The 26,098-nt window shown below is 71.3% G+C and carries 25 protein-coding genes; 6 read left to right on the forward strand and 19 right to left on the reverse strand.

Annotation, left to right across the window (positions count from 1 at the left end):
• Positions 1-50 precede the first annotated feature (50 nt).
• The 6 genes from trpC to hisI all read right to left on the reverse strand — a co-directional run bounded on the left by trpC (position 51) and on the right by hisI (position 3,588).
• Positions 51-857 carry an indole-3-glycerol phosphate synthase TrpC gene (gene trpC / locus AC0VYL_RS18490; RefSeq protein ID WP_475454452.1) on the reverse strand — a complete coding sequence of 269 codons (807 nt, stop codon included), beginning with the start codon at positions 855-857 and terminating at the stop codon, positions 51-53.
• A 214-nt stretch (positions 858-1,071) separates the two neighbouring features.
• Positions 1,072-1,605, reverse strand: a complete 534-nt coding sequence (locus AC0VYL_RS18495; RefSeq protein WP_475480994.1) for a DUF2752 domain-containing protein — start codon at positions 1,603-1,605, stop codon at positions 1,072-1,074.
• Positions 1,606-1,643: 38 nt separating this feature from the next.
• Positions 1,644-2,078, reverse strand: a complete 435-nt coding sequence (locus tag AC0VYL_RS18500; protein WP_475454456.1) for a CD225/dispanin family protein — start codon at positions 2,076-2,078, stop codon at positions 1,644-1,646.
• 171 nt (positions 2,079-2,249) lie between these two features.
• Complete coding sequence (locus AC0VYL_RS18505) at positions 2,250-2,534, reverse strand: HGxxPAAW family protein (protein WP_475454458.1); 285 nt, start codon at positions 2,532-2,534, stop codon at positions 2,250-2,252.
• Positions 2,534-3,247 (reverse strand): Trp biosynthesis-associated membrane protein, encoded by a 714-nt coding sequence (locus AC0VYL_RS18510; RefSeq protein WP_475454460.1) that lies wholly within the window; start codon positions 3,245-3,247, stop codon positions 2,534-2,536. The genes AC0VYL_RS18505 and AC0VYL_RS18510 overlap by 1 nt, the downstream gene beginning before the upstream one ends.
• Positions 3,244-3,588, reverse strand: a complete 345-nt coding sequence (gene hisI, locus AC0VYL_RS18515; protein WP_475454462.1) for a phosphoribosyl-AMP cyclohydrolase — start codon at positions 3,586-3,588, stop codon at positions 3,244-3,246. The genes AC0VYL_RS18510 and hisI overlap by 4 nt, the downstream gene beginning before the upstream one ends.
• 154 nt (positions 3,589-3,742) lie before the next feature.
• On the opposite strand from hisI, the gene AC0VYL_RS18520 reads away from it, so the two are divergent.
• A complete protein-coding gene (locus AC0VYL_RS18520; RefSeq protein ID WP_475480995.1) occupies positions 3,743-4,771 on the forward strand; it encodes a sugar isomerase in 1,029 nt (342 codons plus the stop codon).
• Here AC0VYL_RS18520 and AC0VYL_RS18525 read toward each other — a convergent pair.
• The 10 genes from AC0VYL_RS18525 to hisD all read right to left on the reverse strand — a co-directional run bounded on the left by AC0VYL_RS18525 (position 4,741) and on the right by hisD (position 15,859).
• Positions 4,741-6,594: an ABC transporter ATP-binding protein gene (locus AC0VYL_RS18525; RefSeq protein ID WP_475454466.1), complete on the reverse strand. Its 1,854-nt coding sequence runs from the start codon at positions 6,592-6,594 to the stop codon at positions 4,741-4,743. The genes AC0VYL_RS18520 and AC0VYL_RS18525 overlap by 31 nt on opposite strands.
• Complete coding sequence (locus AC0VYL_RS18530) at positions 6,591-8,633, reverse strand: ABC transporter ATP-binding protein (RefSeq protein ID WP_475480996.1); 2,043 nt, start codon at positions 8,631-8,633, stop codon at positions 6,591-6,593. Before AC0VYL_RS18530 ends, AC0VYL_RS18525 begins: the two co-directional genes overlap by 4 nt.
• A gap of 280 nt (positions 8,634-8,913) precedes the next feature.
• Entirely contained in the window at positions 8,914-9,786 is an 873-nt protein-coding gene (locus AC0VYL_RS18535) for a peptidoglycan-binding domain-containing protein (protein ID WP_475480997.1), read from the reverse strand.
• A gap of 192 nt (positions 9,787-9,978) precedes the next feature.
• A complete protein-coding gene (gene hisF / locus AC0VYL_RS18540; protein WP_475454472.1) occupies positions 9,979-10,752 on the reverse strand; it encodes an imidazole glycerol phosphate synthase subunit HisF in 774 nt (257 codons plus the stop codon).
• Positions 10,749-11,507 (reverse strand): bifunctional 1-(5-phosphoribosyl)-5-((5-phosphoribosylamino)methylideneamino)imidazole-4-carboxamide isomerase/phosphoribosylanthranilate isomerase PriA, encoded by a 759-nt coding sequence (priA, locus tag AC0VYL_RS18545; RefSeq protein WP_475480998.1) that lies wholly within the window; start codon positions 11,505-11,507, stop codon positions 10,749-10,751. The genes hisF and priA overlap by 4 nt, the downstream gene beginning before the upstream one ends.
• A gap of 239 nt (positions 11,508-11,746) precedes the next feature.
• The gene (hisH, locus tag AC0VYL_RS18550; protein WP_475480999.1) at positions 11,747-12,397 is read right to left on the reverse strand and encodes an imidazole glycerol phosphate synthase subunit HisH; all 651 of its coding nucleotides are present in this window, start codon (positions 12,395-12,397) and stop codon (positions 11,747-11,749) included.
• Positions 12,398-12,449: 52 nt separating this feature from the next.
• The gene (locus AC0VYL_RS18555) at positions 12,450-12,611 is read right to left on the reverse strand and encodes a hypothetical protein (protein WP_475454478.1); all 162 of its coding nucleotides are present in this window, start codon (positions 12,609-12,611) and stop codon (positions 12,450-12,452) included.
• A complete protein-coding gene (hisB, locus tag AC0VYL_RS18560) occupies positions 12,612-13,205 on the reverse strand; it encodes an imidazoleglycerol-phosphate dehydratase HisB (RefSeq protein WP_475454480.1) in 594 nt (197 codons plus the stop codon).
• Positions 13,206-13,272: 67 nt separating this feature from the next.
• Positions 13,273-14,355 (reverse strand): histidinol-phosphate transaminase, encoded by a 1,083-nt coding sequence (locus AC0VYL_RS18565; RefSeq protein ID WP_475454482.1) that lies wholly within the window; start codon positions 14,353-14,355, stop codon positions 13,273-13,275.
• Positions 14,356-14,554: 199 nt separating this feature from the next.
• Complete coding sequence (gene hisD, locus AC0VYL_RS18570; RefSeq protein WP_475454484.1) at positions 14,555-15,859, reverse strand: histidinol dehydrogenase; 1,305 nt, start codon at positions 15,857-15,859, stop codon at positions 14,555-14,557.
• 250 nt (positions 15,860-16,109) lie between these two features.
• On the opposite strand from hisD, the gene AC0VYL_RS18575 reads away from it, so the two are divergent.
• The 4 genes from AC0VYL_RS18575 to AC0VYL_RS18590 all read left to right on the forward strand — a co-directional run bounded on the left by AC0VYL_RS18575 (position 16,110) and on the right by AC0VYL_RS18590 (position 20,182).
• Entirely contained in the window at positions 16,110-16,670 is a 561-nt protein-coding gene (locus AC0VYL_RS18575) for a ferritin (RefSeq protein ID WP_475454486.1), read from the forward strand.
• A gap of 97 nt (positions 16,671-16,767) precedes the next feature.
• Complete coding sequence (locus tag AC0VYL_RS18580) at positions 16,768-17,550, forward strand: LON peptidase substrate-binding domain-containing protein (protein WP_475481000.1); 783 nt, start codon at positions 16,768-16,770, stop codon at positions 17,548-17,550.
• Positions 17,551-17,701: 151 nt separating this feature from the next.
• Positions 17,702-18,157: a Cys-tRNA(Pro) deacylase gene (gene ybaK, locus AC0VYL_RS18585; RefSeq protein ID WP_475463131.1), complete on the forward strand. Its 456-nt coding sequence runs from the start codon at positions 17,702-17,704 to the stop codon at positions 18,155-18,157.
• A 156-nt stretch (positions 18,158-18,313) separates the two neighbouring features.
• Positions 18,314-20,182 (forward strand): AMP-dependent synthetase/ligase, encoded by a 1,869-nt coding sequence (locus AC0VYL_RS18590; protein ID WP_475481001.1) that lies wholly within the window; start codon positions 18,314-18,316, stop codon positions 20,180-20,182.
• A 27-nt stretch (positions 20,183-20,209) separates the two neighbouring features.
• Here AC0VYL_RS18590 and AC0VYL_RS18595 read toward each other — a convergent pair whose 3' ends face one another.
• Positions 20,210-20,839 carry a hypothetical protein gene (locus AC0VYL_RS18595; protein WP_475454491.1) on the reverse strand — a complete coding sequence of 210 codons (630 nt, stop codon included), beginning with the start codon at positions 20,837-20,839 and terminating at the stop codon, positions 20,210-20,212.
• Positions 20,840-20,917: 78 nt separating this feature from the next.
• On the opposite strand from AC0VYL_RS18595, the gene AC0VYL_RS18600 reads away from it, so the two are divergent.
• Positions 20,918-21,451: a DinB family protein gene (locus AC0VYL_RS18600; RefSeq protein WP_475454493.1), complete on the forward strand. Its 534-nt coding sequence runs from the start codon at positions 20,918-20,920 to the stop codon at positions 21,449-21,451.
• A gap of 61 nt (positions 21,452-21,512) precedes the next feature.
• Here the strand turns inward: AC0VYL_RS18600 and AC0VYL_RS18605 are convergent, their stop codons facing one another.
• Together AC0VYL_RS18605 and dnaE are read right to left on the reverse strand one after the other, a co-directional pair.
• On the reverse strand, positions 21,513-22,310 hold the full coding sequence (locus AC0VYL_RS18605; protein WP_475454495.1) for a PadR family transcriptional regulator: 798 nt from the start codon (positions 22,308-22,310) through the stop codon (positions 21,513-21,515).
• Positions 22,311-22,470: 160 nt separating this feature from the next.
• Entirely contained in the window at positions 22,471-26,034 is a 3,564-nt protein-coding gene (dnaE, locus tag AC0VYL_RS18610) for a DNA polymerase III subunit alpha (RefSeq protein WP_475454496.1), read from the reverse strand.
• Between the last annotated feature and the right edge of the window lie 64 nt (positions 26,035-26,098).

The following is a 26,098-nucleotide window of genomic DNA, read 5'->3' on the forward strand; positions in this document are numbered from 1 at the left end:
GCCGCGCGGGCTCCGTGTACGCCTTCGTCGGTCCCATCGTGTTCGTCCCGTCAGTTCCGGTCGCGCAGCGCGGGGTGGGCACCGGCGGTCACCAGGTCGGCGACGGCCTCGCGCGGGTTCCGTCCCCGGACGAGGCTCTCGCCCACGAGGACGGCTCCCGCTCCGGCACCGGCGTAGGCCAGCAGGTCGTGCGGGCCCCGGATGCCGGACTCCGCGATTCTGACGCGGTCGGCCGGGATGAGGGGGGCGAGCCGGGCGAAGGTGTCCCGGTCGACCTCCAGGGTCTTGAGGTTGCGCGCGTTGACGCCGATGACGGTCGCTCCGGCGTCCAGGGCGCGGGCGACCTCCTCCTCGTCGTGGACCTCGACCAGCGGGGTCAGGCCCAGCGAGCGGGCGCGTTCGACGAGGGAGACCAGGGCGTCCTGGGGCAGGGCGGCGACGATGAGGAGGATCGCGGAGGCGCCGAAGACGCGGGCCTCCCACAGCTGGTAGGAGCTGACGACGAAGTCCTTGCGCAGCAGAGGGGTATCGACGGCGGCGTGCACGGTGCGCAGGTCGTCCAGGCTGCCGTTGAACCGGCGCCCCTCGGTGAGCACGCTGATCCAGCTGGCGCCGCCGGCCTCGTAGTCGCGGGCCAGCGAGGCGGGGTCCGTGATGGAGGCGAGCGGGCCCTTGGAGGGGCTGGCCCGCTTGACCTCCGCGATGACGTGGACGCCCGGGCGGCGCAGGGCGGCCTCGGCGTCCTTGGGGACGGGCACCGACTCGGCTTGGGCCTTGAGGCGGTCCAGGGGCAGTTCCGCCTGTCGCTGCGCCAGGTCAGCGCGTACTCCGTCGAGGATCTCGTCGAGCACGCTCACAGGTTCTAGCTCCCTCGTCCATGGTTGCGGTTCGCGGTGGCCGGTCCGGAGGCGGACGCGGCCGGTCCGATCGGGTGCGGGCTCGGGGCCGTCACACCGTGTGCTGGTCATCGTATCCACCCTCGGCGGCCGTGGGGCCGCCGCCCCCGGGTCACCACGCCGGAGGAATCCGTGCGATGGGGCAGGAACCCGCCCCATCGGGGCGGGCCCGGCCTCACCAGGTCGGCAGAAGCGGGGTGCCTGGGGCGAGGAAGGAGAACCACGGGAGGTTGCGGGCGATCCAGAAGACCACGAAGGCGACGAGGAGCGTCCAGACGAACCAGGTGGGGGCCGGTAGGGGCGGTCTCGCGCGCGGGCGCAGGGTGCCGATCAGCCAGGCCGCGTAGGTGAGGGCGAGGTAGGGCAGGAGCAGCACCAGGAGCGGGTTCATGCCGAGGGCGCCGACGACGTCCAGGTGGGTGAGGAGGGCGACGGCGCGCATGGTTCCGCAGCCGGGGCAGAACGTGCCGGTGAGGAGCAGCCAGGGGCAGGTGGGGTAGTTGCCCGGTTCGTTGGGGTCCACCAGGTGGAGGAGGACGAGCCCGGACAGCCCGAGCAGCCCCAGGGAGACCGGCCAGGTCGCGGGGTGGATCCGCTGGACGAGACGGGAGACCCTGCCCGGGGCGCCCTCCCCGGCCGGGGCCGCGCGCACGTCCGGGAGGGACGGGGCGGGGGCCGACCGGCGGGCGGGTTCGTCGTCGTGCTGCACGTGCCCACCCTACCGGCGGCCGCGTCCGCGCACCCGGGTCACATCATGAGCGCGGAGACACCGAAGCCGAGGAACATCAGCAGGTAGAAGAGGAAGAAGAGCGCCGTGACCACGAAGCAGCAGAGGCCGATGATGCCGAGGATCTTCGCGGTGTTGGCCGCGGACTCCGCACCGACGTAGTCACCGATGTGCCACTTGCTGCTGACCTGGAGCGCGAAGATCAGGCCGATGATGCCGATGATGCTCGTCATGCCGAGACAGCCGAAGATGCCCAGGATGTTGAAGACCAGGTAGTTCTTGGGCGGGTCGGACGCGGGCGGCTGCGCCCCGTAGGGTCCGGGCACGCCGTAGGGCGGCACGGGCGGACCGTAGTGCCCCTGCGGCTGGCCGTACTGCGGGACCGGCGGACCGTAGCCGCCGGTGGACTGGTCGTAGCCCGAGGGATCGCCCGGGGGCGGAGGACCGTAACTCATGGGTGGTGTCCTTCCGGACATGTGTCGGCCGAGGGGCGAGGGGGAGACCGGAACCCGCTCGACCTGCGGGTCGGCGGCGGAGCCGGTGAGGTGAATGTACCCGCCCCGGAGGCACCCGTCCATTTCCGTGGCCCACGCGCGGTGGGCCACGGACGCTCCGGACGGAGGGGACTACTGAGCGGTGACGGCGGCCTCGCGGCCGGCCTCCCACTCCTCGCGCGTCGGCGGGACCGGGCGGGGCTCCTTGCGGCCCAGGCCGACCTTCTTCATGACACCGGCGACGGCGGCCAGGGCGATGCTGGCGACCAGGGCGATGACGGTCCAGGTGATCAGGGCGCCGCCGAAGATGATGGCGACGGCGGCCACGGTCCAGGCGACGATCCAGGAGACGGTGAGGAACCAGGCGGACACGGTGTTGCCGTGGTCGTCGTGCTCTTCGTGGTGGGCGTCGGCCATCAGGGGCTCTCCTTGGGTTGGGCTGGCGACTCGGCCAGCGGTGCGGGTTCGGTGTCGCCACCGGCTTCGGTGCGGGCCGCCGGTTCGGTTCCGGCGGACCCGCCGGACTCCGGGGCGCCAAGAGTGGGGTCGTCACCGGCGTCCAGCGATTTCCACAGGTCGGCTGGTGTCTCCGCCTGGCGCGGACGCGGTGCGGCGTCCCGATCGTACCGGTTTCCCATGCCGGGCCAGGCAGGGGCACGCGCTACCGAGACCAGGCCGCTCAGGACCAGCAGGACCGCCCCGGCCGCGCCCATCACGGGGCCGAGGGCGTGGATCTCCGGCGCTCCGGCGCTCTGCGCGGCGCCCCCGGTGTCGGAGGCCAGCCGGGTGACGGCGTCGGCCAGGACGCCGGGGCGGGTGGCCGACCACAGGGAGGTGAGTGCGAACACACCGCAGGCCGCGATGAGCAGCGCCACGACGCGACGGGCCCAGGAGCGGGCCGCGTACAGGCCCACGATCCCGGCGAGCCCGGCCCAGCCCAGGCCGCGCAGGGCCCCGGTGAGGTCACCTCCGGTGAGGTCCACGGGGACGGCGGCGACCGGTCCGGGCGAGGCGAGCTCGCCGGTGACCCACACGCGCCCGGAGGCGGCCAGCATGAGCGCGGCCCCGGCGGCCAGGGCGAGCGTGGCCACGCCGTACTCGCGCCGGGCGCGGGCGGTGGCGCGGGTCACAGCAGCTGCCCGGCGTCGAAGCAGGTGCGGTCCCCGGTGTGGCAGGCGGCTCCGGTCTGGTCGACGCGGACCAGGAGGGTGTCGCCGTCGCAGTCGAGTGCGACGGAGACCACGCGCTGGGTGTTTCCGGAGGTGGCGCCCTTGACCCAGTACTCGCCCCGGCTGCGCGACCAGTAGGTGGCGTCGCGGGTGGTGAGGGTGCGGTGCAGGGCCTCGTCGTCCATCCAGGCCAGCATGAGGACCTCCCCGGTGTCGTGCTGCTGCACGACGGCGGGGACCAGGCCGTCCGCGGTGCGCTTCAGGCGTGCGGCGATGTCCGGATCGAGGTTGGTGGCGCTCATGCCTCCAGGTTATGGCCGCCGCCCGCGCTCTGCCCACCGGGTGCGGGTTGACGCCGGTCACTCCCCTCGATCCCCCCGGGCGCGGGTGGGGGGATTAGAGTGCGTGCGTCCGTGACGTCGCCGTTCCGACGGTTCTGCCAGCTTGGGAGCTCCCGTGACCGCCGAGCACCTGTCCGCCGACCTGGCGGGGAAACCCGCCGCGTTGACCGAGCTCGCCCAGCGCTTCCCTCGCTGGGACCCCTACGCCGCGCTGCCCGCGCTGTTGGGGGACGAACCCGGGTCGGTGCGGTTCCTCGCGCTGGGTCCGGCGCGGCGCGCGTGCGAGGTGGCGGCGGCGCGGCTGCGGCGCGGGGGCGTGGCCGCGCACGCCGACTTCTCCTCCTCGGTCGAGGAGCCGCCCGCCGGGCCGGAGACGCTCGTGGTGGCGGTGAGTCTGGGCGACGGCCAGCGGGAGCTGCACTCGGCGCTCGACCGGTACGTGGGGCGTTCACCGGTGATCGTGCTGGCGCCGGACGAGGACGCGGTGGTGGGTCGGTACGCGGACCTGCTGGTGCCGCTGCGGGCGGGCGAGGAGCGGTCCGGGCTGGGGTGCCGCGCCTACCAGCACGCCCTGGCGTTGCTGCTGTTGCTGGGGCACCGGCTGGGGGCGCCGGCGACGAGCGGCAGCGCCAACTTCCCGGGGCTGCTCCAGCGGGTCGCCAACGCTTCGCGGGTGCTGTTGGAGGGCGCTCCGGAGTGGGTGCCCGAGGCGGCGCGGGTCCTGGACTCCCCCGACGGGGTGCGGCTGGTGGCCCCGGCCGAGCGGTTGGCCTCCGCCGAGCAGGGGGTCCGGGTGCTGCGCAGGGGGCCGATCCGGGTGGCGCACGCCGCGGAGACCGGTGAGTGGTCGCACTCGGACCGGTACCTGGCGGCGGTGTCGGACTACCGGGCCCTGCTGTTCGCGGGTTCCGCCTACGACCAGCGTTTCGCGGAGCACCTCGGGCAGCTGCGCGGTTCGTTCGTGGCGGTGGGAGCCACCCCCGGACGCGAGCGCGTTCCGGGGGTGGCGCTGAGCGTGCGCTACCCGGGTGACGGCGACCCCGACGTGAGCCTGCTGACCGAACCGCTGGTCGCGGAGCTGCTGGCGGCCCACTGGTGGAGGGGTCGGGAGCGTCAGGCGGAGGAGCGGACCCAGGAGGCGTAGAGGTCCGCGTACACGCCGGGCCGGTCCACCAGTTCGTCGTGGGATCCGCTCTGGACGATGCGGCCGCCGTCGAACACCAGGACCCGGTCGGCGGCCTCGGCCGTGGACAGGCGGTGGGCGATGGCGACGGACGTGCGGCCCCGGGTCAGCCGGTCCAGGGCCCGCTGGATGCGGACCTCGGTGTGCGGGTCCACGGCCGAGGTGGCCTCGTCCAGGACGAGGAGGTCCGGGTCAGCGATGTAGGCGCGCACGAGGGCCACGAGCTGGCGCTCCCCCGCTGACAGGGACTCCCCGCGTTGGCCCACCGGGGTGTCCAGGCCGTGCGCGAGGCTGCCCAGCCAGTCCGCCAGACCGAGCTCGGTGATGGCCGCCTCCAGCTCGGCGTCGGTGCTCTCGGGGCGGGCGAAGCGGATGTTGTCGCCCAGGGAGCTGTCGAACAGGAACCCCTCCTGGGGGACCATGACGACGCGGCTCCGCAGTGAGGAGAAGGAGACCTCGCGCAGGTCCGCCCCGTCCAGGCGGACGGTGCCGGACGCGGGGTCCATGAGGCGGGTGAGGAGCTTGACGAAGGTGGTCTTACCGGACCCGGTCTCTCCGACGACCGCGACCCTGGTGCCCGGGGTGATCTCGACGTCCACGTCGTCCAGGACGACGGGGCCCTCGGGGTAGGAGTAGGTGACCCGGTCGAACCCGACCCGGACCGGCCCGCGCGGCAGCACGCGCCCGGCCTCGCCGGGGTCCGCGATGTCGGGGACCGTGTCCAGCACCCCGAGGACGCGCCGCCAGCCCGCGATGGCGTTCTGGGCCTCGTTGAAGATCTCCGTGGCCATCATCATGGGCTGGATGAACAGCGTCATGAGGAAGAGGAAGGCGATGAGCTGACCCGCGGTGAGGTCTCCCCCGACGCCCAGCCAGACGCCGACCAGGACTACGGCGACGTTGCCGAGGGCGGCGATGATCTCCGCGAAGGGCGAGACGGCCATGGACAGGCGCTGCGCCCTGACCTGGGCGTGCCGGGTGGCCAGCACGGTGGTGTCGATGCGTCCGGCGGTGCGCTCCTCGGTTCCGTGGGCGCGGATGACGGCGGCGCCCATCACGGTCTCGCCGATGGCGCCGAGCATGTCGCCGGTGCGCTCGCGGACCGTGAGGTAGGCCTTGGACAGCAGCTTCTGGAGCCAGCGGACCCCGAACAGCAGCGGCAGGAAGCAGATCCACACCACGAGGGTCAGCTGCCAGGAGTAGACCGCCATGAGGGTGGTGGCGACCAGGAGCTGGCCGACGCTGACCAGCAGGAGCAGACCGCCCCACTGCATGAAAGTGCTGATCTGGTCGACGTCGCCGGTGACCCGGGAGACCAGGGCGCCCTTGCGCTCGCTGTTCTGGGTGAGCACGGACAGGTCGTGGACGTGGCGGAAGGCCTTGCGGCGCAGGGTGGCCAGCCCGGACTCGGTGGCCCGGTACAGGCGCAGGTTCATCAGGTACGAGCAGAACATGGTGACCACGAGCAGCCCGGCGCAGACCGTCACCATACGGGTCACGAAGCCGAGGTCGGGGCCGCCCTCCCCGGTGAGCCCGTTGTCGATGATCTGCTGGACGGCGACGGGGACGATCACCTTGCCCGCGGTGGCGACCAGGGCGAAGAGCAGTGTGAGCCACAGGCCCCGGGCGAACTCCGGGGACAGCTGGAGGCCGCGCCGGATGGTGCCGAGCGCGGAGTCCTGGTTCCGGTGCAGGGAGAGGACGGGGTCGCGTTCGGGGCGCCCCGCCCCCGCCTCCGCCTGTTCCGACCTGTCGTCGGTACGGGGCTGGGTCGGTGCGCTCATCGGCTGGTCTCCTCGGCGGCGTCGGTGGCGTGTCCTCCGGTGGGCAGGTGCGGTTCCGCGGGTCCGGGCTCCTCCGGTATGGGGGCGCGCTCGCTCTCGTTCTCGGCCGAGGCGCGCTCGTAGGCGGTGACGAGCCTGTTGTAACCGCTGGAGGTCACCAGGAGCTCGGAGTGGGTGCCGCGCGCCAGGACGCGGCCTCCCTCCATGTAGAGGACCTCGTCCGCGAGCTCGATGGTGGCCCTGCGGTAGGCCACGACGACCACGGTGGCGGCGTCGTCGCGTTCACGGAGTCCGGCCAGGATCTGCGCCTCGATCTGCGGGTCTACGGCCGAGGTGGCGTCGTCCATGATCAGCAGGCGGGGGCGGCGGACGATGGCGCGGGCCAGGGCGAGGCGCTGGCGCTGGCCGCCGGACAGCGTGGTGCCCTTCTCCCCGAGGCGGGCGTCGAGGCCGCCGTCGAGTTCCGCGATGAACCCGTCGGCGCGTGCCAGACGGAGCGCGGCCCAGATCTGTTCGTCGTCGACACCGGCCGCGCCCAGGGAGACGTTGTCGCGGACGGAGTCCTCGAACACGAAGGTGCCCTGGGGCACGAGGGCCGCGTGGCGCGGGATCTGGCCCCGGGCGAGGTCGCGCACGTCGACGCCGTCGTAGCGGACGGCGCCGGACTCGGGGTCGACCAGGCGCATGAGGACGGTGGTGAGGGTGGACTTGCCCGACCCGGTGGGCCCGACGAGGGCGACGGTGCGCCCGGGGGCGATGTCGAGGTCGACGCCGTTGAGCACGGTGGTGCGGGCCCCGGTGACGGTGTGGTCCAGGAGGTCGCGGCCCCCGCCGTCGGCGTCGGTGTCGGCTTCGTAGGCGTCCGCGTAGGAGAAGGTGACGTCGCGGACGCTGAGCGCGAGGCCGCGCTCGGTGGTCTCCAGGGTCTGGTCGCCGTGTTCCATGGCGCCGTCGGAGTTGAGCACGGACTGGACGCGGTCCCAGCCGACGACGCTGCGGGGCAGGTCACCGAGGATCCATCCGAAGGAGCGGATGGGCAGGGCGAGGAGCGTGAAGAGGAAGGCGATCTGGACGAGCTCGCCGGGTTCGATGGCGCCGGTGGACAGGCGCCACATACCGAGGAGGAGCACGGCGAGCACACCGAAGTTGGGCAGGGCCTCGGTGAAGGGGTCGAAGATGGAGCGCATGCGGCCGACCTGGATGAGGGCGTCGCGCAGGCGGTGGGCGGACCGGGTGAAGCGTTCGGTCTCGGTGTCCTCGCGGCCGAGGGTCTTGACGACGAGGGCGCCGTCGAAGGACTCGTGGGCGACCCCGCTGACCTCGGCGCGCAGGGCCTGGGCCCGGGAGGCCATCGGGGAGACGCGGCGCTGGAAGACGACGTTGGCGGCGGCCAGGATCGGGAAGACCACGAAGGCGACCAGGGCGAGGACCGGGTCGGTGACGATCATCGCGACGGAGGCGATGACCAGCATGAACACGCTGCCGACTGCCATGGGGAGTGGTGCGAGGGGCTGCCAGGCGGCTTCGACGTCGGCGTTGGCGTTGGACAGGAGCTGGCCGGTGGGGTGGCGGTGGTGCCAGGAGAGCGGGAGTTCGAGGTACTTGCGGGCGACGGCGCGGCGGTAGCGGGCCTGCATGCGGTACTGCATGAGCCCGGCGAGCAGGCGGCGCAGGGCGAGCCCCACGGCCTTGCCGAGTCCGACCGCCATGAGCAGGGCTGCGGCGGCGACGAGCGCGGCCGCCGTGGTCTCCCCGGCGGAGAAGGCGGGGAGGATGGTGTTGTCGGTGAGGTGTCCCAGCACGGAGGCGGAGCCCACGGACACACCCGCGTGCAGCATGGCCCCGGCGACGGCGGCGAGGAAGATCCACGGTTCGGTGCGGGCGGCGACGCCCAGCACGCGCATCCCCCGGGCGAAGACGCCCTTGTGGGGGTCGGTGGCCTGGTCGGGGCTGGTGGTGTCGGCGCTCTCGGCGGTGGGTTCGCCGGGCGGGTCCGCCTCCCGTGTCGCCTGGTTCGCCGTCGTGGTGCCCTGCGCCATACGCCCCCGCTTCCTCTTCTTGACCGGCTCGCTCCGACCGCCCGGCCCGCGTTCCGTCCGTTCCCGGGCATGCCGACGGGCACGGGTCGCGTGTTTGGGCCAACCTATCCAGCGGCACCGACAGCCGCCACCGGATTGTTTCAGCGCGGGACACATCCGTGCTATTCCGTACAACGGGAACTTCCCGGAGGTCCCGGGGCGTACACACGCGTCGGGCCCGGTACGCCGCGGGTGGCGTTCCGGACCCGACCTTCGTTACGTCAGGTGGTACGGGTGCGGGCTAGGAGCCGCGCACCGCCTCCAGCTCACGGGCCTGGTCGCCCTCCTCCACGGGAGCGTCCTGGGCCGGGGCCTGCTCGGCGGGACGGCCCTGACCGGCGGGACGCACCTGCTCCGCGGGACGGCCCTGACCGGCCGGACGCACCTGCTCCGCGGGAGCCTGCTCAGCGGCTTCCTCGCTCGGGGCCTGCTCCGCGGGAGCCTGCTCGGCGGCGCCCTCGGCCGGAGCCTGCTCGGCGGCCTCCTCGCCCGGGGCCTGAGCCCTGTTGGAGCAGCTGTCGACCCCGGTGATGCTGGCCTTGTAGGTCAGCCAGCCGTAGACGCCGTCGACGCCGATGCACTTCTTGCGCTGGAAGTTACGGACGGCCCGCTCCGTGGCGGAGTTGTAGTGGCCGTTGACGGTCAGCCCGGCGTTGTCCTTCTCGTTGAGCAGCACCTGCACGGCGCGGACGCCGTAGCCGCGGTCGTCGCGCTGGAAGCCGTCGGCCTGGCTCGGGAACAGCTCGTTCCGGATCTTGATCCAGCTCTGCGACTCCAGGACGCCGTTGACGTCGATGCCCTCACGGTTCTCGAAGTCGCGGAGCGTGCGGTCGAACCCACGCGTGAACGTCTCGCTCGGGTTGTCGGTGATGTAGCCGAGGTGGTTCAGGAAGTACTGCGCGGCCAGGATGTCGACGCTGGGGCCGGGGTTCTGGAGCGAGTAGTTCGGCCAGACCTGGGCCTGGATCAGCTGGATGACCTCGTCCGGAGTGCGCTCGAAGTCGTCGGCCGCGGCGGTCGGCGCCATGAGGGCCATTCCGCCGATCGCGATGGCTCCGGCGGTGGCGAGGGAGGCGAACCGGCGAGCAAGGCCGGTGAAGACGTGCTTGGACATGATGGGCGACTATCTCCCTGTCGTGGCTGGTAAGACGCGCTCATGCTCACACGGATCACAGCTTGGTCAACGCCATGACACGCTTTGATTACTGACAGTAATCATTGACATGGTTGTGCAGGTCACAGGCCCCGAGCGAGTTCGCTCGGGGCCTGCTGTCGGTCATGGCGGCGTGTCGTGACCGCTTTCCTCCTACCGGACCGGATATCCGGCCTCACGCAGGCTCCGCTTGACGTCGGAGATGGTGAACTCCCCGAAGTGGAAGACGGTCGCGGCCAGCACCGCGTCCGCGCCCGCCGCCACCGCCGGGACGAAGTGCTCCACCGCGCCCGCACCGCCCGAGGCGATCAGCGGGACGTCCACCCTCGCGCGCACCGCGCGGATCAGCTCCAGGTCGAACCCGGCCCGGGTGCCGTCGGCGTCCATGGAGTTGAGCAGGATCTCCCCGGCGCCCAGCTCGGCGGCGCGCTCGCACCACTCCAGCGCGTCGAGACCCGCGCTCTCCCTGCCGCCATGCGTGGTGACCTCGAACCCGCTGGGTGTGGGACGGCCGCCCTCGCGCACCCGGCGCACGTCGGCGGAGAGCACCAGGACCTGGCGGCCGAACCGCTCGGCGATCTCCCCGATCAGCTCCGGACGGGCGATCGCGGCGGTGTTCACCCCCACCTTGTCGGCACCGGCGCGCAGCAGCCGGTCCACGTCCTCGGTGGTGCGGACCCCTCCCCCGACGGTGAGCGGGATGAACACCTGGTCGGCGGTGCGGCGCACCACGTCGAAGGTGGTCTCGCGGTTGCCGCTGGAGGCGGTGACGTCCAGGAAGGTCAGCTCGTCCGCGCCCCCGGCGTCGTAGGTGCCCGCGAGCTCCACCGGGTCACCGGCGTCGCGCAGGTTCTCGAAGTTGACGCCCTTGACCACGCGCCCGGCGTCGACGTCCAGGCACGGGATGACTCGGATGGCCAGGCTCACCGATCCGCACCCCGCACCGTGGTCAGGGCGTCCTCCAGGGTGAAGGCGCCCTCGTACAGGGCGGTGCCCATGATGGCGCCCTCCACTCCCAGCGGGACCAGGGAGGAGATCGCCTCCAGGTCGGCGAGGCTGGACACGCCGCCGCTGGCGACCACCGGCTTGTCGGTGCGCTCGCACACGGTGCGCAGCAGGTCCAGGTTGGGGCCCTTGAGGGTGCCGTCCTTGTTGACGTCGGTGACCACGTAACGGGCACAGCCCTCGGACTCCAGGCGTTCGAGGGTCTGCAGCAGGTCGCCGCCGTCGCGGGTCCAGCCCCGGGCGGCGAGGGTCGTGCCGCGCACGTCCAGGCCGATCGCGATCCGGTCCCCGTGTTCCCCGATGATCCGGGCGCACCACTCCGGGTTCTCCAGGGCGGCGGTGCCGATGTTCACGCGCGTGCAGCCCGTGGCCAGGGCGGCGGTCAGGGACTCGTCGTCGCGGATGCCGCCGGACATCTCGACCTTCACGTCCAGGCGGTCGACGATGTCGCGCAGCAGGTCGCGGTTGTGGCCCCGGCCGAAGGCCGCGTCCAGGTCCACCAGGTGGATCCACTCGGCCCCGGCGTCACGCCAGGCGCGGGCGGCCTCGAAGGGGTCGCCGTACTGGCCGCCGGAGCCGGCCCTGCCTTGGACGAGCTGGACGGCCTGCCCGCCCGACACGTCCACGGCGGGCAGCAGTTCGAGTACGGGGGTCGACGGGGTGTTTTCGCCGGTCATGGTGCCTTCTCGTGCTCGGTTCGGTTCGGGGTCATGTGGGTTGCGCTGGGCAAGGGGGGTGTTCTGTTCGGCGCCGGAGAGTCCTGGTTTCAGCAGACACAGTGCAAGACGGGTCAAGCCGCTGGCGAGGAACGAGCGTCAGGCGTGGACGACGATGCAGTGTTGTCTTGACCCACATCCCTCTGCGAAGGCGCCGAACCCGGGCCGGAGCGAAGCGGGGGCCCAAGGCGGCACGGCGGTCACAGTGTGCCGACCCAGTTGGCCAGGACGCGGGCTCCGGCGTCACCGGACTTCTCCGGGTGGAACTGGGTCGCGCTGAGCGGACCGTTCTCCACGGCCGCCACGAAGGGCTCGCCGTGTTCGGACCAGGTCACCCCGGGACCGCGGATGCGGTCGCTGTGGCTGACGAACTCCCAGCGGCGGACCGCGTAGGAGTGCACGAAGTAGAAACGCTCCTCGGGGCCCACGCCCGCGAACAGGCGCGTGTCCTCGGGCGGGGTGACGGTGTTCCAGCCCATGTGGGGGACGACGGGCGCCCTGAGGCGTTCGACCGTGCCCGGCCACTCGCCGCAGCCCTCGGTGGCGCGGTCCTCGGCGTGGACGTCGGCCTGTTCGACGCCCCGGTCGAAGAGGACCTGCATGCCCACGCAGATCCCCAGGACGGGGCGGCCCCCGGCCACGCGGCGACCGATGATCCGGTCTCCCCCGGCCGCCCTGAGGCTGGCCATGCAGGCGCTGAAGGCACCCACCCCGGGAACGACCAGCCCGTCCGCGTCGAGCGCGGCGCGCGGGTCGGAGGTGACGGTGACGTCGGCACCGGTGCGCTCCATGGCGCGCTGGGCCGAGCGGAGGTTGCCCGACCCGTAGTCGAAGACGACCACACGTGACATTCGAGTGTGTGCCCTTCCGTTGGTGAGGTGAGCGGCCCTGGGAACGGGCTGACTAGAAGTAGCCGAGCCGCAGCACGCCGGAGACCACGGCGAGGGCGACGCACCCGGCCAGGGCTCCGGCGATGAGGCGGTTCCTCCCCCACAGCGCGTACACGCCGCCGGCGAGGAAGCCGCCCAGGACGAGCAGGAACAGGCCCCAGAGGTCGGTGTCCATCTACAGGACGCCCTTGGTGGAGGGCACCCAGTCCACGCGCGGGTCGTTCTCGGTGGCCGTGCGCAGCGCGCGGGCGAACGCCTTGAACTGCGCCTCCACGATGTGGTGGGCGTTGCGGCCGTAGGGCACGTGGACGTGCAGGGCCACACGGGCCTGGGCCACGAACGACTCGAAGATGTGGCGGGTCATGGTCGTGTCGTAGTCGCGGCCGATGATCGGCGCCATGCCCTCGGGCTCGGTGTGCACGAGGTAGGGACGGCCGGAGACGTCGACGGTGACCTCGGCCAGGGCCTCGTCGAGGGGCACCTTGGCGTCGGCGAAGCGGCGGATGCCAGCGCGGTCACCGAGGGCCTCGCTGAAGGCGGCGCCCAGGGCGAGGGCGGTGTCCTCCATGGTGTGGTGCGAGTCGATGTGCAGGTCGCCCTCGGTGCGCACGGTGAGATCGAAGAGCCCGTGCTTGGCGAGCTGGTCGAGCATGTGGTCGAAGAAGCCGACCCCGGTGGAGACGTCGGCGACGCCGGTGCCGTCCAGGTCGACCTCGACCATGACCTTGGTTTCCTTGGTTGCGCGTTCGACGCGCCCGATGCGGCTCATGGTGCCTGATCCTTGGTGGTGCTGTGGTGGTGGTGCGGTGCGGTGGTGCCGGGCGGGCCCGGCGCGGCTACCGGCCGGTGACCTTCAGGAGTGCCGCGCGGAAGGCGGCCATCTCCTCGCTGGTGCCGACGGTGACGCGCAGCCAGCCGTCGGGGCCGGTCTCACGGATGAGGACGTCCTGGTCGAGCAGGTCCCGCCAGACCCGGTTCCGGTCCTCGAACTCACCGAACAGGACGAAGTTCGCGTCGGAGTCGGCCACGGAGAACCCCTGTTCCCGGAGCCAGACGACGAGGGCGTCGCGTTCGGCGCGCAGGTCCGCGACGGCGCCGAGGAGCTCCTCGGCGTGCTCCAGGGCGGTGACGGCCACCGTCTGGGTGACGGCGGACAGGTGGTAGGGCAGGCGGACCAGCTGGAGGGCGTCCACCACGGCGGGGTGCGCCGCGAGGTAGCCCACGCGCGCCCCGGCCAGGGCGAAGGCCTTGGACATGGTGCGCGAGACGATCACCCGAGGGTGGTCCGGCAGCAGGGACAGGGCGCTGGGCGTGTCCTCGCGGCGGAACTCGGCGTAGGCCTCGTCGACGACCACGACACCGGGGGCGGCCCGGACGACGCGCTCGATGTCGACGATCTCCAGGGCGGTACCGGTGGGATTGTTGGGCGAGGTGAGGAAGACGACGCTGGGCTGGTGCTCCTCGATGGCGGCCAGGGCCGCGTCCATGTCGATCCGGAAGTCGGCGTCGCGCGGGACCGGCACCCAGTTCGTCCCGGTCCCCCGGGAGATGATCGGGTGCATGGAGTAGGAGGGCTCGAAGCCCATCGCCGTGCGCCCGGGGCCGCCGAAGGCCTGGAGCAGCTGTTGGAGGACCTCGTTGGAGCCGTTGGCCGCCCAGATGTTGGCGGCGGTCAGGCCGTGGCCGAGGTAGGCGGCCAGTCCCTCGCGCAGGCGGACCGCGTCCCGGTCGGGATACCTGTTGAGCCCCAGCGCGGTGTCCGCCACCGCTTCGGCCAGGGCCTTCGCCAGACGCGGGGAGGGCGCGTGGGGGTTCTCGTTGGTGTTGAGGACCACCGGCACGTCCAGCTGGGGTGCGCCGTAGGGCGCGTGTCCGCGCAGGTCGTCGCGGAGCGGCAGGTCGTTCAGGGTGAAGCTCACTGGGTTCACACTCGTGGTCGGTTGTGGCGGGACGGGCCACCGGGGCCGCTGTGACCGCCGTGGTCACACGGGTCCCCGTGTCCGGTCGCCCCGCCGGGGCGGGCGTCTGACGGCCTCCGGTTCGCTTCGGCCGTTGTTCGGGCGCCGCCGGGGGCGGTCACCCCCGGCACCTCCCCGGAACTGCTGGAACACCCCCGGGTCAGGGCGTGTTCCCCTCCTCCGTGCGCGCGGCCACGGCCTCGCCGTGCGCGGGCAGGTCCTCGGCCTGGGACAGGGTGATGACGTGATGGGCGACGTCGGCCAGCGCGTCGCGGTCGTACTCGACGACGTGCACCCCGCGCAGGAAGGTCTGCACGCTCAGGCCGCCGCTGTGGCAGGCGCAGCCGCCGGTGGGCAGCACGTGGTTGGAGCCCGCGGCGTAGTCACCGAGGGAGACCGGGGAGTGGTCACCGACGAAGATGGCTCCGGCGTTGCGCACGCGCGCCGCCCGGGCCGGGGCGTCGGCGGTCATGATCTGCAGGTGTTCGGCCGCGTAGGCGTCGACGACGGCCAGCCCCTGTTCGAGGTCGTCCACCAGGACGATGCCGGACTGCGGGCCGGACAGGGCCTCGCGGACGCGTTCGCCGTGCTTGGTGGTGGCGACGCGCGCGGCGAGGCGTTCGGTGACCGCCTCGGCCAGGGCCTCGTCCGGGGTCACCAGCACGGAGGCGGCGACGACGTCGTGCTCGGCCTGGCTGATGAGGTCGGCCGCGACGTAGTCGGGGTTGGCGGTGGAGTCGGCGAGGATCGCGATCTCGGTGGGCCCGGCCTCGGCGTCGATGCCGATGACGCCCTTGAGGAGGCGCTTGGCGGCGGCGACCCAGATGTTGCCGGGTCCGGTGACCATGTCGGCGCGCTCGCAGTCGTCGGTGCCGTAGGCGAACATCGCGACGGCCTGGGCGCCTCCGACCGCGTACACCTCGTCGACGCCGAGCAGCGCGCAGGCGGCGAGGATGGTCGGGTGGGGCAGCCCGCCGAAGTCCTTCTGCGGCGGCGAGGTCACCGCGAGGGAGGACACGCCGGCCTCCTGGGCGGGGACGACGTTCATGATGACGCTGGACGGGTAGACGGCGCGGCCGCCCGGCACGTAGAGGCCGACGCGGTTGACCGGGATCCACTTCTCGGTGACGGTGCCGCCGGGGACGACCTGGGTGGTGTGGTCCTGGCGGCGCTGCGCGCGGTGCACCTTGCGGGCGCGGCGGATGGACTCCTCCAGCGCGGCGCGCACGGCGGGGTCGAGGTCGACCAGGGCGGCGTCGATGGCGTCCTTGGGGACGCGGACGTCGGTGAGCCGCACGCCGTCGAAGCGTTCGGTGAGTTCGACCAGTGCCTCGGTCCCGCGATGGCGGACGTCCTCGCAGAGCGGCCGCACGCGCTCGGTGGCGTCCGCCACATCGATTTCGGCGCGCGGAAGGGCGTCGCGCGGGTCGTCCTGGGAGCCTCGGAGGTCGATTCGACTGATCACGGTCCCAGTCTAGGGGGCTCGGCCCAATCCGTGGGTGGCGGAGTCCGGATGATGGACACCACACCCGCGCGACCGGCGCGAACCCCGCTCCCCGGACCCCGCGCCCCCACCACTCCGAGTACGCGCGAATAAGCGTCACCTAAGTTTGGGACACCTTACCTAATTTGACGGAAGAAAGGCTTGCCTAATTCATTGGGACACCACTCGAAGGGGTTTCGTAAAACGCTTTTGAATGGGTTATCGTGGTGGCATGACTTCGAACAAGACCGGCGATAGCAGCCATTCCAAGTTCCACCGTCTCCTCATCGACCAGGTGCGGCACGAGTTCACCGCCTCGCACCAGTACGTGGCGATCGCCGCCTGGTTCGACGACCAGGACCTGCCCCAGCTGGCCAGGGTCTTCTACGAGCAGTCCCTGGAGGAGCGCGACCACGCGATGATGATCGTGCGGTACCTGCTCGACAACGACGTCACCTTCGCCCTTCCCGGCGTGGACGAGATCGAGACCGATTTCGCCGTGGCCCGCGACCTGGTCGCCCTGGCCCTGCGCCAGGAGCGTGAGGTGACCGACAACTTCCAGCGTCTGGCCAGGGTCGCCCGCGACGAGGACGACTACACCGGAGAGCAGTTCCTCCAGTGGTTCATCCAGGAGCAGGTGGAGGAGGTCGCCACGATGTCGACCCTCCTGAACGTCGTGGACCGCGCCAACGGCAACCTGTTCGACGTGGAGACCTTCGTCGCCCGCGACATGCCGAGCGAGGACAACGGCAGCCAGGGCGCTCCGGGCACCGCGGGCCCCGCGGTCTCCTGACCGGCCGCGCCCCCGGCGCCGCCCGCGCACCCGCCCCGCCCGGAGCACCCCGGGCGGGGCGCCCGCGTCCGCGCCCCGGCGGGGGCATACTGGGACCATGCCAGAGGCGCTGCCGATCTTCCCGCTGAACACCGTGCTGTTCCCCGGTATGACGATCCCTCTCCACGTGTTCGAGAAGAGGTACCGTCGACTGGTCTCGGAGCTGCTCGGTCCGACCCTGGCCGGGGGCGAGACGGGCGGCCGGGACCACGGTCCCGCCCGCTTCGGCGTCGTGTGGATCGAGCTGGGCCACGAGGTGGCCGGTGAGTCCGGGCAGGGATCGGCAGGCGCGGACACCGGGGTGCCCAACACCTCCGGACCCGGCGCGCCGGCCTCCCTCCCCCTGGTGAGCGCGACCGGGTGCACGGCCGTGGTGCGCGACGTGCGCACCTACGAGGACGGCCGGTACGACCTGGTGATCGAGGGCGGCACGCGGTTCGCCATCACGGACCTGTCGGACGTCGACACCTCCTCCACCGACGACTACTCCACGGCGGCGGTCTCCCTGCTCCCCGAACCCCTGGGCCCCGACGTCCAGGAGCACGCCGACCGGGTGCGGGACCTGTACGAGGTGTACGAGAGACGGCTCGCGGAGATCGGGATGGCGTCGGAGACCTCGGGTGACCTGCCGCGCGACCCGATCGCGCTGTCGTACTCCGTGGCGATCTCGGTGGTGCTGGACTCCGCGGAGAAGCAGCGTCTGCTGGAGGCCGAGGACGCGGCGACCCGGCTGGCGGTGGCCGCGCGCTTCCTGCGCAGGGAGAACCGGATCGTGGCCGCGCCCGACCTGCCCAACCTCCCCGCGGGCCCCTTCCTCGACAACGGGGTCTCCTTCAACTAGGGAGCCGTCCCGGGGACGCCGGGGCCCGACCGGGGACACCCGGCTCACCTGGTGCGGCGCCCCGCCTACGGAGGAGTAGCCTGCCCTGAGGTCGGAAGTACGAAGTGGAAGGCCCAGGTGACCCATGAGTGGAAGATCCACGCCCGCGACGGTGGCCGCCAGCAGGACCAAGACCACCTACACGTTGCACCCCTATGAGGTGGACGGGGGCGAGGGCCACTCCTACGGCGCGGACGCCGCCGACGCGATCGGGGTGCCGCACGAGCAGGTGTTCAAGACGCTGGTGGCCGAGGTGGACGGAGTGTTCACCGTCGGAGTGGTGCCGGTGAGCGCGTCGCTGGACCTGAAGGCACTGGCCGCGGCGGTCGGTGGCAAACGGGCGGCGATGGCCGACCCGGCCCGGGCGGAGAAGATCACCGGGTACGTGCGCGGCGGCATCAGCCCGTTGGGGCAGCGCAAACGGCTGCGGACGGTGATCGACTCCTCGGTGACGGAGCTGCGTTCGGTGTACGTCTCGGCCGGACGGCGGGGCCTCCAGATGGAGCTGACCCCCAAGGACCTCATCGCCCTGACCGAGGCGTCCCTCGCCCCCATCGGGACGGACTGAGCGGCCCCGGGTTCCGGGGGCGCCACCGACCCGGTGACGAGGTCCCGTGGTCCCGTGTCCGGACCCGGAATCCGCTGGGTCACAGGGGTCCGTGGACCCGCACACATTCGCGCACGGAGTGTTGCCCGACCCCCTACCCAGGGGTAGCTTTGTGACATGGGCAACACTTCATCCCCCTATCGGTCCGTTCCCGACATGTTCGTCTCCCGCGTCGCCGAATCCGGCGACCGGGAGGCGTTCACCTATCCGATCCCCTCCCCCACCGGTGGCAGCGAGAAGTGGGAGTCCCTGACCTGGAACCAGACCCGTGACCGCGTCCGCGCCCTGGCGTTGGGCCTGCACTCCCTGGGCCTGACCTCCCAGGCCCGGTGCGCGATCGCGTCGAGCACCCGCGTCGAGTGGGTCCTGGCCGACCTCGCGATCCTGTGCGCGGGCGGCGCCTCCACCACGATCTACCCCTCCTCCGGGCCGCCCGACTGCGCGTTCATCGTGTCCGACTCCGGCAGCATGGTGGCCTTCGCCGAGAACGACGAGCAGGTCGCCAAACTGGTGGAGCAGCGCGGCGCCATGCCCGGGCTGTCGCGGGTCATCGCCTTCGAGGGGGCGGCCGGGGGCGACGACGACTGGGTGATGAGCCTGTCCGAGCTGGAGGAGGTCGGGGCCGGCGTGCACGCCGAGCGGCCCGAACTCTTCGACGAACTGGTCTCCGCCGTCCGGTCCGACCACCTGGCGACGCTGATCTACACCTCCGGTACCACCGGCCGCCCCAAGGGCGTGCGCCTCGACCACGCCAACTGGCTCTACGAGGCCGAGGCGCTGCGGGTCATGGGCGACGAGATGCGCGCCCAGGGCTGGGAGATGCTCGACGCCGACGACGTCCAGTACCTGTGGCTGCCGCTCGCGCACAGCTTCGGCAAGGTCATGCAGGTCGCCCAGTTGCGCCTGGGGTTCACGACCGCCGTCGACGGCCGTGTGGAACGGATCGTCGACAACCTCGCCGTCGTGCGGCCCACCTTCATGGCCGCCGCCCCGCGCATCTTCGAGAAGGTGTTCAACCGGGTCGTCATGCAGGCCAAGGAGGGCGGTGCGGCCAAGTACCGGATCTTCAGGTGGGCCGTCGGCGTGGGCGACCAGGTGGCCCGTCTGCGGGAGGAGGGCCGGGAGCCCGGAGGGCTGCTCGCCGCCCGCTACAGGGTGGCCGACCGCCTGGTGTTCGCCAGGCTGCGTGCCCGTTTCGGTGACCGGCTGAAGTTCTTCGTGTCCGGCAGCGCGCCGCTGGCCCCCGAGATCGGGCGGTTCTTCTACGGCGCGGGGATCACCATCCTGGAGGGCTACGGACTGACCGAGACCTCGGCGGGCGCCTTCCTCACCCGGCCGGGTGACGTGCGGTTCGGCTCGGTGGGCCTGCCCCTGCCCGGGACGGAGGTGCGGATCGCGGAGGACGGCGAGGTCCTGCTGCGCGGTGGAAGCGTGATGCGCGGCTACCACAACCTGTCCGGCGCCACCCAGGAGGTCCTCGACGAGGACGGCTGGTTCGCCACCGGTGACATCGGCGCCCTGGAGAACGGCCGCCTGCGGATCACCGACCGCAAGAAGGAACTGATCAAGACCTCGGGCGGCAAGTACGTGGCCCCGCAGAGCATCGAGAGCCGGTTCAAGTCCCTGTGCCCCTACGTGGGCAACCTGGTGGTGCACGGCGACCGTCGCCCCTACTGCGTGGCCCTGGTGACCCTGGACGCCGAGGCGATCGAGGTCTGGGCCGAGGCCAACGGTCTGGGCGCGCTGAACTACCTCGGTCTGACCAGGGAACCCAGGGTGCGGGCGATGCTCCAGGAGGCCATCGACGAGCTCAACCGCGGTCTGCCCCGGCACGAGTCCGTCAAGGACTTCGCCATCCTGCCGAACGAGCTCACGGTGGAACAGGGCGAGATCACGCCGAGCCTGAAGATGCGCCGCAGAGCGGTGGAGGAGCGGTACCGGGACCTGCTCGACGGCATGTACGGGGACTCGGTCCAGACCCTGTGAGCGCCGCGCGGAGCCCGGAGGAGACCGTCAGCCGGTTCCGGCGGTCCCCGCTCCCCCCGGGTGGGGGCCACCGGTCAGGGGGACGGCGTCCTCGGCCGGGATCCGGGTCCGAACGGGTTCGGGAACGCCCGGCTGGTCGCCGCGCATCAGGCTGAAGGCGTCCAGCAGCCCGTACTGGAGGACGTGCACGAAGGGCCACACGACCAGGAACGCGACGGCCTGGAGCTGGAGGGCCGCGACCACGGTGCCGCCGGGGTCGGTGGCCAGCACGGCCTCCCGGGCGGGGGCGTCCAGGGCGACACCGATCCGCCAGACCAGCAGGGACGCGGCCGCCGCACCGAGCGTGCCTCCGACGAGCCCGGCCATCCGCAGGTCCTGGAACCGGCGCCGGGCCAGCGAGAACTGGACCATGTAGGTGACGTAGCCGGTGACGAGCCCGGCCAGCGCGGTGATGACGACGTAGTAGCCCTCCCCCGCGAAGACCACCTCGGAGGCGCCGGTGAAGACCCCGCCGTCCGGCAGGACCACCACTTCGGGCCGTGGGGCGAGCCACCACCACAACGGCGCCAGGAGGGCGCCCAGCAGGGCGACACCCCCGAGGAAGGCCGCGCCCGTGACCAGGCCGCGTACCGGCGCGCCACCGCTCTGTTCCGCCATCAACCGCTCCTCATCATCGCCACCCGGCCCCACCGAAAACCAGTGGATACCGGACATGGCCCGAAGGAGAATACCGCCATGAGTGACAAGAGCAGCCTCCCGAGCCTCCCCGAGCGTGTCGATGCTCCCACAGCCGCCGACGAGCGCACGATGCTCCTGGCCTCGCTGGACTGGCAACGGGCGACGGTGCACCGCAAGTGCGCCGACCTGGCCGCCGGCCTCTCCGCGTCCGCACCGGTCCCGAGCTCACCGATGACCACCATCGGCGGGATCGTCTCCCACCTGCGCTGGGTGGAGGCGTACTGGTTCGACGTGGTGATGCTCAACCAACCCGACCGGGCGCCGTACTCGGCCGAGGACCCGGACGCCGAGTTCAGGGTGGGGGCGGAACGGCCCCTGGAGGAGCTCCTCTCCGAGTACGCCGACCAGTGCGGGCGTTCCCGGGAGGTCACCTCCCACCTGGAGCTCGGCAACTCCGCCCGCCGCGTGCTCAGGGAACGCGGGCGGGTGACCCTGCGCTGGGTGGTCCTGCACATGATCGAGGAGACCGCCCGGCACAACGGGCACCTGGACGTCCTCCGCGAGCTGGCCGACGGCGCCACCGGCCACTAGCCCTCCGGCGTGTTCGGGCCCGGGACGGTGCGCACCGTCCCGGGCCCGGGTCACGCGCGGATCAGTCCTCGTCGCCGTCCTCGGTGGTGTCGGCGTCCTCGTCGGCGAGGATCAGGTAGAGACCCCGCCGGGTCTCGGCCAGCAGACGCTTGGCGCGCTCCAGCTGCTCCGGGGTCCCCGCCTGGGCGACCTGGGACGCGGCGGCCGAGAGCTGGTAGGCCAGCGCGCCGATCTCCTCGTAGCGGGACCTGGCGTCGGCGTGGGCGTCCGCCCCCGCCTCCCAGGGCGGGGTGAGGTCGGCGCCGTTCTCCTCCAGGTAGGCGATGCCCTCGTCGGTGAGCTGGTAGGGGCGACGGCGCCCCTCCCCCTCGATCTGCGCGACCAGGCCCTCGTCCTCCAGCTGTTGGAGCATGGGGTAGACGGAGCCGGGGCTGGGGCGCCAGACCCCGCCGCTGCGTTCGCGGCCCTCGCGGATGATCTCGTATCCGCTGCGCGGTTCCTCCGCCAGCAGCATGAGGATTCCGGTGCGGACGTCGCCGCGCCGTGCCCGGGTGCCTCCTCGGCGGGGTCCGTGTCCGCCCCCGAAGGGGAAGCCCGGACCGAACGGTGCTCCCGGGCCTCCGGGGCCGAAGGGCCCGCCCGGGGCCCCTCCCCACGGCGGGGGCGGCGACCCGGGCGGCCCGGGCGGGGGCGGCGGGTGGCCGAACCCGTCCCGTCGCGGACCCCGGTGCTCGTCGTGCGCCTGTCGCGGGTCGTGGTGTGCGCGGGGGCTGTCAGTGGGGCCCCAGGCCCAGGGGAGTCGGGGACGTTCGGTGCGTCCGCCCCAGGGCCAGGGGCCGGGAAGTGCCATCGCGGTCATGTCGTCTCCTTGCTGTCGAGTCATCCTTATCGTTCACGACTGTCATTCCGTGATCCGATAGCTCAAAGATATATCGCTAACTCGATCATGGCAAGGGCGCAGACAGAAGGATCCCCGTGTGCGGTGTCGCACACGGGGATCCCTGGAGGTCGCTGACCGGTCAGTAGTCGACCGAGTACGCCCCCAACAGGCTCTTCATCTCACCGTTGAACTCCGGGGAGATCCGCACCGAGTAGCGGTCCACCGCGTAGATCCGGGAGCGCACCGGGTTGTCCACCCGGATCCGCACGGGGGTGTCCCCCTTGTGCGTGCTCAGCACCTGGCGCAGGTCGTCGACGAGCTCGGAGTTCAGCCGGTCCTCGGCCACGGTGAGCAGGACGGGCGGTTCGCCCTCGGTGACGTGGGAGATGTCGAGGATGGACATCTCGGAGGCGAACATCGACCAGGTGCCGTCCCGGTCGTTGAGCCGCCCCTTGACCGTGACCGCCGTGTCCTCCAGCAGCGCTTCCACGTACAGCGGATACGTCTTGGGGAAGAACAGCACCTCCATGCTGGCGTCCAGGTCCTCCACCGTGGCGATGGCCCACTGGTTGCCCGCCTTGTTGGTGCGCTTGTCCACCTTGGAGATCAGCCCCGAGATCCGCACCTCACCGCGCTCACGCGCCAACTCACCGGCGACGATCTGCGCGATCGAGGTGTCGCGCGAACGCGCCAGCACCCGCTCGGCCCCAGCGAGGGGGTGGCTGGACACGTACAGACCCAGCATCTCCCGCTCGAAGGCCAGCTTGGTCTTGCGGTCCCACTCCTCCTCGCCCCACTGGATGTTCAACCCGATCGGCGTGGAGTCGCCGTCGTCGTCACCGCCGCCGAACAGGTCGAACTGGCCGTGCGCCTCCTGCTTCTTGGAGCTGATCATCCCGTCCACCGCCACCTCGTGGTGCCGGTACAGCTCACGCCGGGGCTGACCCAGCGAGTCGAAACCGCCCGCCTTGACCAATGACTCGATCACGCGCTTGTTGCACGCCGCCAGCTCGATCTTGGAGAGGAAGTCCGTGAAGGACGAGTACTTGCCCTTCTCCGTGCGGGTCTTGACGATCGAGTTGACCACGTTCGCGCCCACGTTGCGCACCGCGCCCATACCGAAGCGGATGTCCTTGCCGACCGGGGTGAAGCGCAGACCCGACTCATTGACGTCCGGCGGGAGCACCTTGATGCCCTGGGCCCGACACTCGGCCAGGTACACCGCCATCTTGTCCTTGTCGTCACTGACGGATGTCAACAGCGCGGCCATGTACGCGGCCGGGTAGTTCGCCTTGAGGTAGGCGGTCCAGTAGGAGACCAGCGCGTACCCGGCGGCGTGGGACTTGTTGAAGGCGTAGCCCGCGAAGGGAAGCATGACGTCCCAGAGGGCCTGGATGGCCTCCTGGGAGAAGCCGCGCTTCTTCGCCCCGGGGAAGAACTTGGCCTCCTCCTCTTCCAGGGCCTCCTTCTTCTTCTTGCCCATGGCGCGACGCATCAGGTCGGCGCCGCCCAGCGTGTACCCGGCCAGCTGCTGCGCGATGGCCATGATCTGCTCTTGGTACACGAGCAGATGGAAGGTCTCCCCCAGGATCGGCTCCAGGGCGTCCTTGAGGTCCGGGTGGATCGGGGTGATCTCCTGGCGCCCGTTCGAACGGTCCGCGTAGTCGTTGTGCGCGTTCGCGGCCATCGGGCCCGGCCGGTACAGGGAGAGGACGGCCGCGATGTCACCGAACTTCTTCGGTTCCATGCGCTTGAGGAGGTTGCGCATCGCGCCGCCGTCCAGCTGGAAGACGCCCAGGGTGTCGCCCCGGGAGAGCAGCTGGTAGGTCTTCCGGTCGTCGAGCGGAAGCTGGGCGAGATCGATGTCGGTCCCCTCGGCCTCCTTGATGCTCTTGACCGCGTCGTCCATGATCGTGAGGTTGCGCAGGCCCAGGAAGTCCATCTTGAGCAGGCCCATGTCCTCGCACTGAGGGTAGGGAAAGCCGGTGATGATGGCGCCGTCGGAGTCGCGCTTGTGCAGCGGGATCACGTCGAGCAGGGGCTCCTTGGACAGGATGACTCCCGCCGCGTGCACACCGGTGCCCCGGGTCAGGCCCTCGATCCCGCGCGCGGTCTCCATGACCTTGGCGACCTGCGGGTCGTTGTCCACCAGGCCGCGCAGCTCGGTGGTCTCGCTGTAGCGCTCGTTCTCGGTGTTGAACACCGCGTCGAGCGCGATCTCCTTGCCGCCGACCGCTGCGGGGAAGGCCTTGGTGATCTGGTCGCCCACCGAGTAGGGCATGCCCAGGATCCGGGTGGAGTCCTTCACCGCAGCCTTGGCCTTGATGGTGCCGAAGGTGAGGATCTGCGCGACTCGCTCCTCGCCGTACAAATGGGTGACGTAATCGATCATCTCGCCGCGCCGACGCTCGTCGAAGTCCAGGTCGACATCGGGCATCGTCACACGCTCGGGGTTGAGGAACCGCTCGAACAGCAGACCGTGCTCCAGCGGGTCCAGGTCGGTGATTCCCAGGACGTAGGCGATCATCGAGCCCGCCGCCGACCCACGGCCTGGGCCCAGGGCGATCCCGTTCTTGCGGGCGTGCTGGCAGATGTCGGAGACCACAAGGAAGTAGGCGGGGAAGCCCATCTCGTTGATGATGCCGAGTTCGAACTCCACCCGGCGGCGAACGTCGTCGCCCGCGCCGTCCGGATAGCGGGTCGGGAGCAGCCGTTCGACCTCCTTGGCCAACCATGAGGCCTGGGTCTCCCCTTCTGGGATGGGGAACTCCGGCATGAGGTCGCGGTGGGCGAAGACCTCATCGTAGGCACCAGCCTCGACCCGCTCCGCGATGAGCAGGGTGTTCTTGCACCCCTGCGCCCACTCGTCGAAGTTGAGCAGACCGCGCATCTCATCGGCGGTCTTCAGGTAGTAGCCCGAACCGTTGAACCGGAACCTGGTCGGGTCGTCCAGGTTCTTGCCCACGCCCACCGCAAGCAGTGCGTCGTGCGCCGAGGACTGGGACTCGTAGACGTAGTGCGAGTCGTTGGTGACCAGCGGCGGGATGCTCAGCTCACGACCGACCTTGAGCAGGCCGTCCCGGACCTCCTTCTCGATCGGTACGCCGTGGTCCATCAGCTCCAGGAAGACGTTCTCCTTGCCGAAGATGTCCTGGAGCCCGGCCGCGTATTCGATCGCCTCCTTCTCCTGCCCCAGCCTCAGCCGTGTCTGCACACCACCGGAGGGGCAGCCGGTTGAGACGATGATGCCCTCGTTGTACTGCTGCATGAGTTCGAGGTCCATGCGGGGCTTCATGTAGTAGCCCTCGGCTGAGGCCAGGGACGACATCCGGAAGAGGTTGCGCAATCCCTGCGCGTTCCGCGCGAGCATGGTCATGTGCAGGTACCGGCCGCCACCGGAGATGTCCTTGCCGCCCTCGGCCGAGGCGTCGTCCGAGGTGTTGGAACGCCCCCAGAAGACCCGCTTCTTGTGGAAGCGCGACTCGGGTGCGACGTAGGCCTCGATCCCGATGATCGGCTTGACGCCCGATCCCTTGGACTGTTGGTAGAACTCGTAGGCCCCGAACATGTTGCCGTGGTCGGTCATGGCCACGGCTGGCATCTCCAGCCGCGCGGCCTCCTTGAAGAGGGGCTTCAGCTTCGCCGCCCCGTCGAGCATCGAGTACTCGGTGTGGACGTGCAGGTGTGCGAAGGAGTCGGCCATGACGCGGGTGCCCCCAGGCGGGTAGACGGACGGGTGGTGTCCCCTGAGCCTACGACTTCCCCAC

The sequence above is a fragment of the Nocardiopsis sp. iso_238 genome, from assembly GCF_056173325.1.

What these genes read in the sequence shown, in the direction of transcription:
- priA (WP_475480998.1), bottom strand. Translation starts at nt 11,507, where the DNA reads ATGACCGGCGAAAACACCCCGTCGACCCCCGTACTCGAACTGCTGCCC.
- AC0VYL_RS18555 (WP_475454478.1), bottom strand. Translation starts at nt 12,611, where the DNA reads ATGGACACCGACCTCTGGGGCCTGTTCCTGCTCGTCCTGGGCGGCTTC.
- AC0VYL_RS18575 (WP_475454486.1), top strand. Translation starts at nt 16,110, where the DNA reads ATGACTTCGAACAAGACCGGCGATAGCAGCCATTCCAAGTTCCACCGT.
- AC0VYL_RS18595 (WP_475454491.1), bottom strand. Translation starts at nt 20,839, where the DNA reads ATGGCGGAACAGAGCGGTGGCGCGCCGGTACGCGGCCTGGTCACGGGC.
- hisB (WP_475454480.1), bottom strand. Translation starts at nt 13,205, where the DNA reads ATGAGCCGCATCGGGCGCGTCGAACGCGCAACCAAGGAAACCAAGGTC.
- AC0VYL_RS18535 (WP_475480997.1), bottom strand. Translation starts at nt 9,786, where the DNA reads ATGTCCAAGCACGTCTTCACCGGCCTTGCTCGCCGGTTCGCCTCCCTC.
- hisH (WP_475480999.1), bottom strand. Translation starts at nt 12,397, where the DNA reads ATGTCACGTGTGGTCGTCTTCGACTACGGGTCGGGCAACCTCCGCTCG.
- dnaE (WP_475454496.1), bottom strand. Translation starts at nt 26,034, where the DNA reads ATGGCCGACTCCTTCGCACACCTGCACGTCCACACCGAGTACTCGATG.
- AC0VYL_RS18530 (WP_475480996.1), bottom strand. Translation starts at nt 8,633, where the DNA reads ATGGCGCAGGGCACCACGACGGCGAACCAGGCGACACGGGAGGCGGAC.
- AC0VYL_RS18600 (WP_475454493.1), top strand. Translation starts at nt 20,918, where the DNA reads ATGAGTGACAAGAGCAGCCTCCCGAGCCTCCCCGAGCGTGTCGATGCT.
- AC0VYL_RS18590 (WP_475481001.1), top strand. Translation starts at nt 18,314, where the DNA reads ATGGGCAACACTTCATCCCCCTATCGGTCCGTTCCCGACATGTTCGTC.
- AC0VYL_RS18605 (WP_475454495.1), bottom strand. Translation starts at nt 22,310, where the DNA reads ATGACCGCGATGGCACTTCCCGGCCCCTGGCCCTGGGGCGGACGCACC.
- AC0VYL_RS18580 (WP_475481000.1), top strand. Translation starts at nt 16,768, where the DNA reads ATGCCAGAGGCGCTGCCGATCTTCCCGCTGAACACCGTGCTGTTCCCC.
- AC0VYL_RS18500 (WP_475454456.1), bottom strand. Translation starts at nt 2,078, where the DNA reads ATGAGTTACGGTCCTCCGCCCCCGGGCGATCCCTCGGGCTACGACCAG.
- AC0VYL_RS18505 (WP_475454458.1), bottom strand. Translation starts at nt 2,534, where the DNA reads ATGGCCGACGCCCACCACGAAGAGCACGACGACCACGGCAACACCGTG.
- AC0VYL_RS18525 (WP_475454466.1), bottom strand. Translation starts at nt 6,594, where the DNA reads ATGAGCGCACCGACCCAGCCCCGTACCGACGACAGGTCGGAACAGGCG.
- hisI (WP_475454462.1), bottom strand. Translation starts at nt 3,588, where the DNA reads ATGAGCGCCACCAACCTCGATCCGGACATCGCCGCACGCCTGAAGCGC.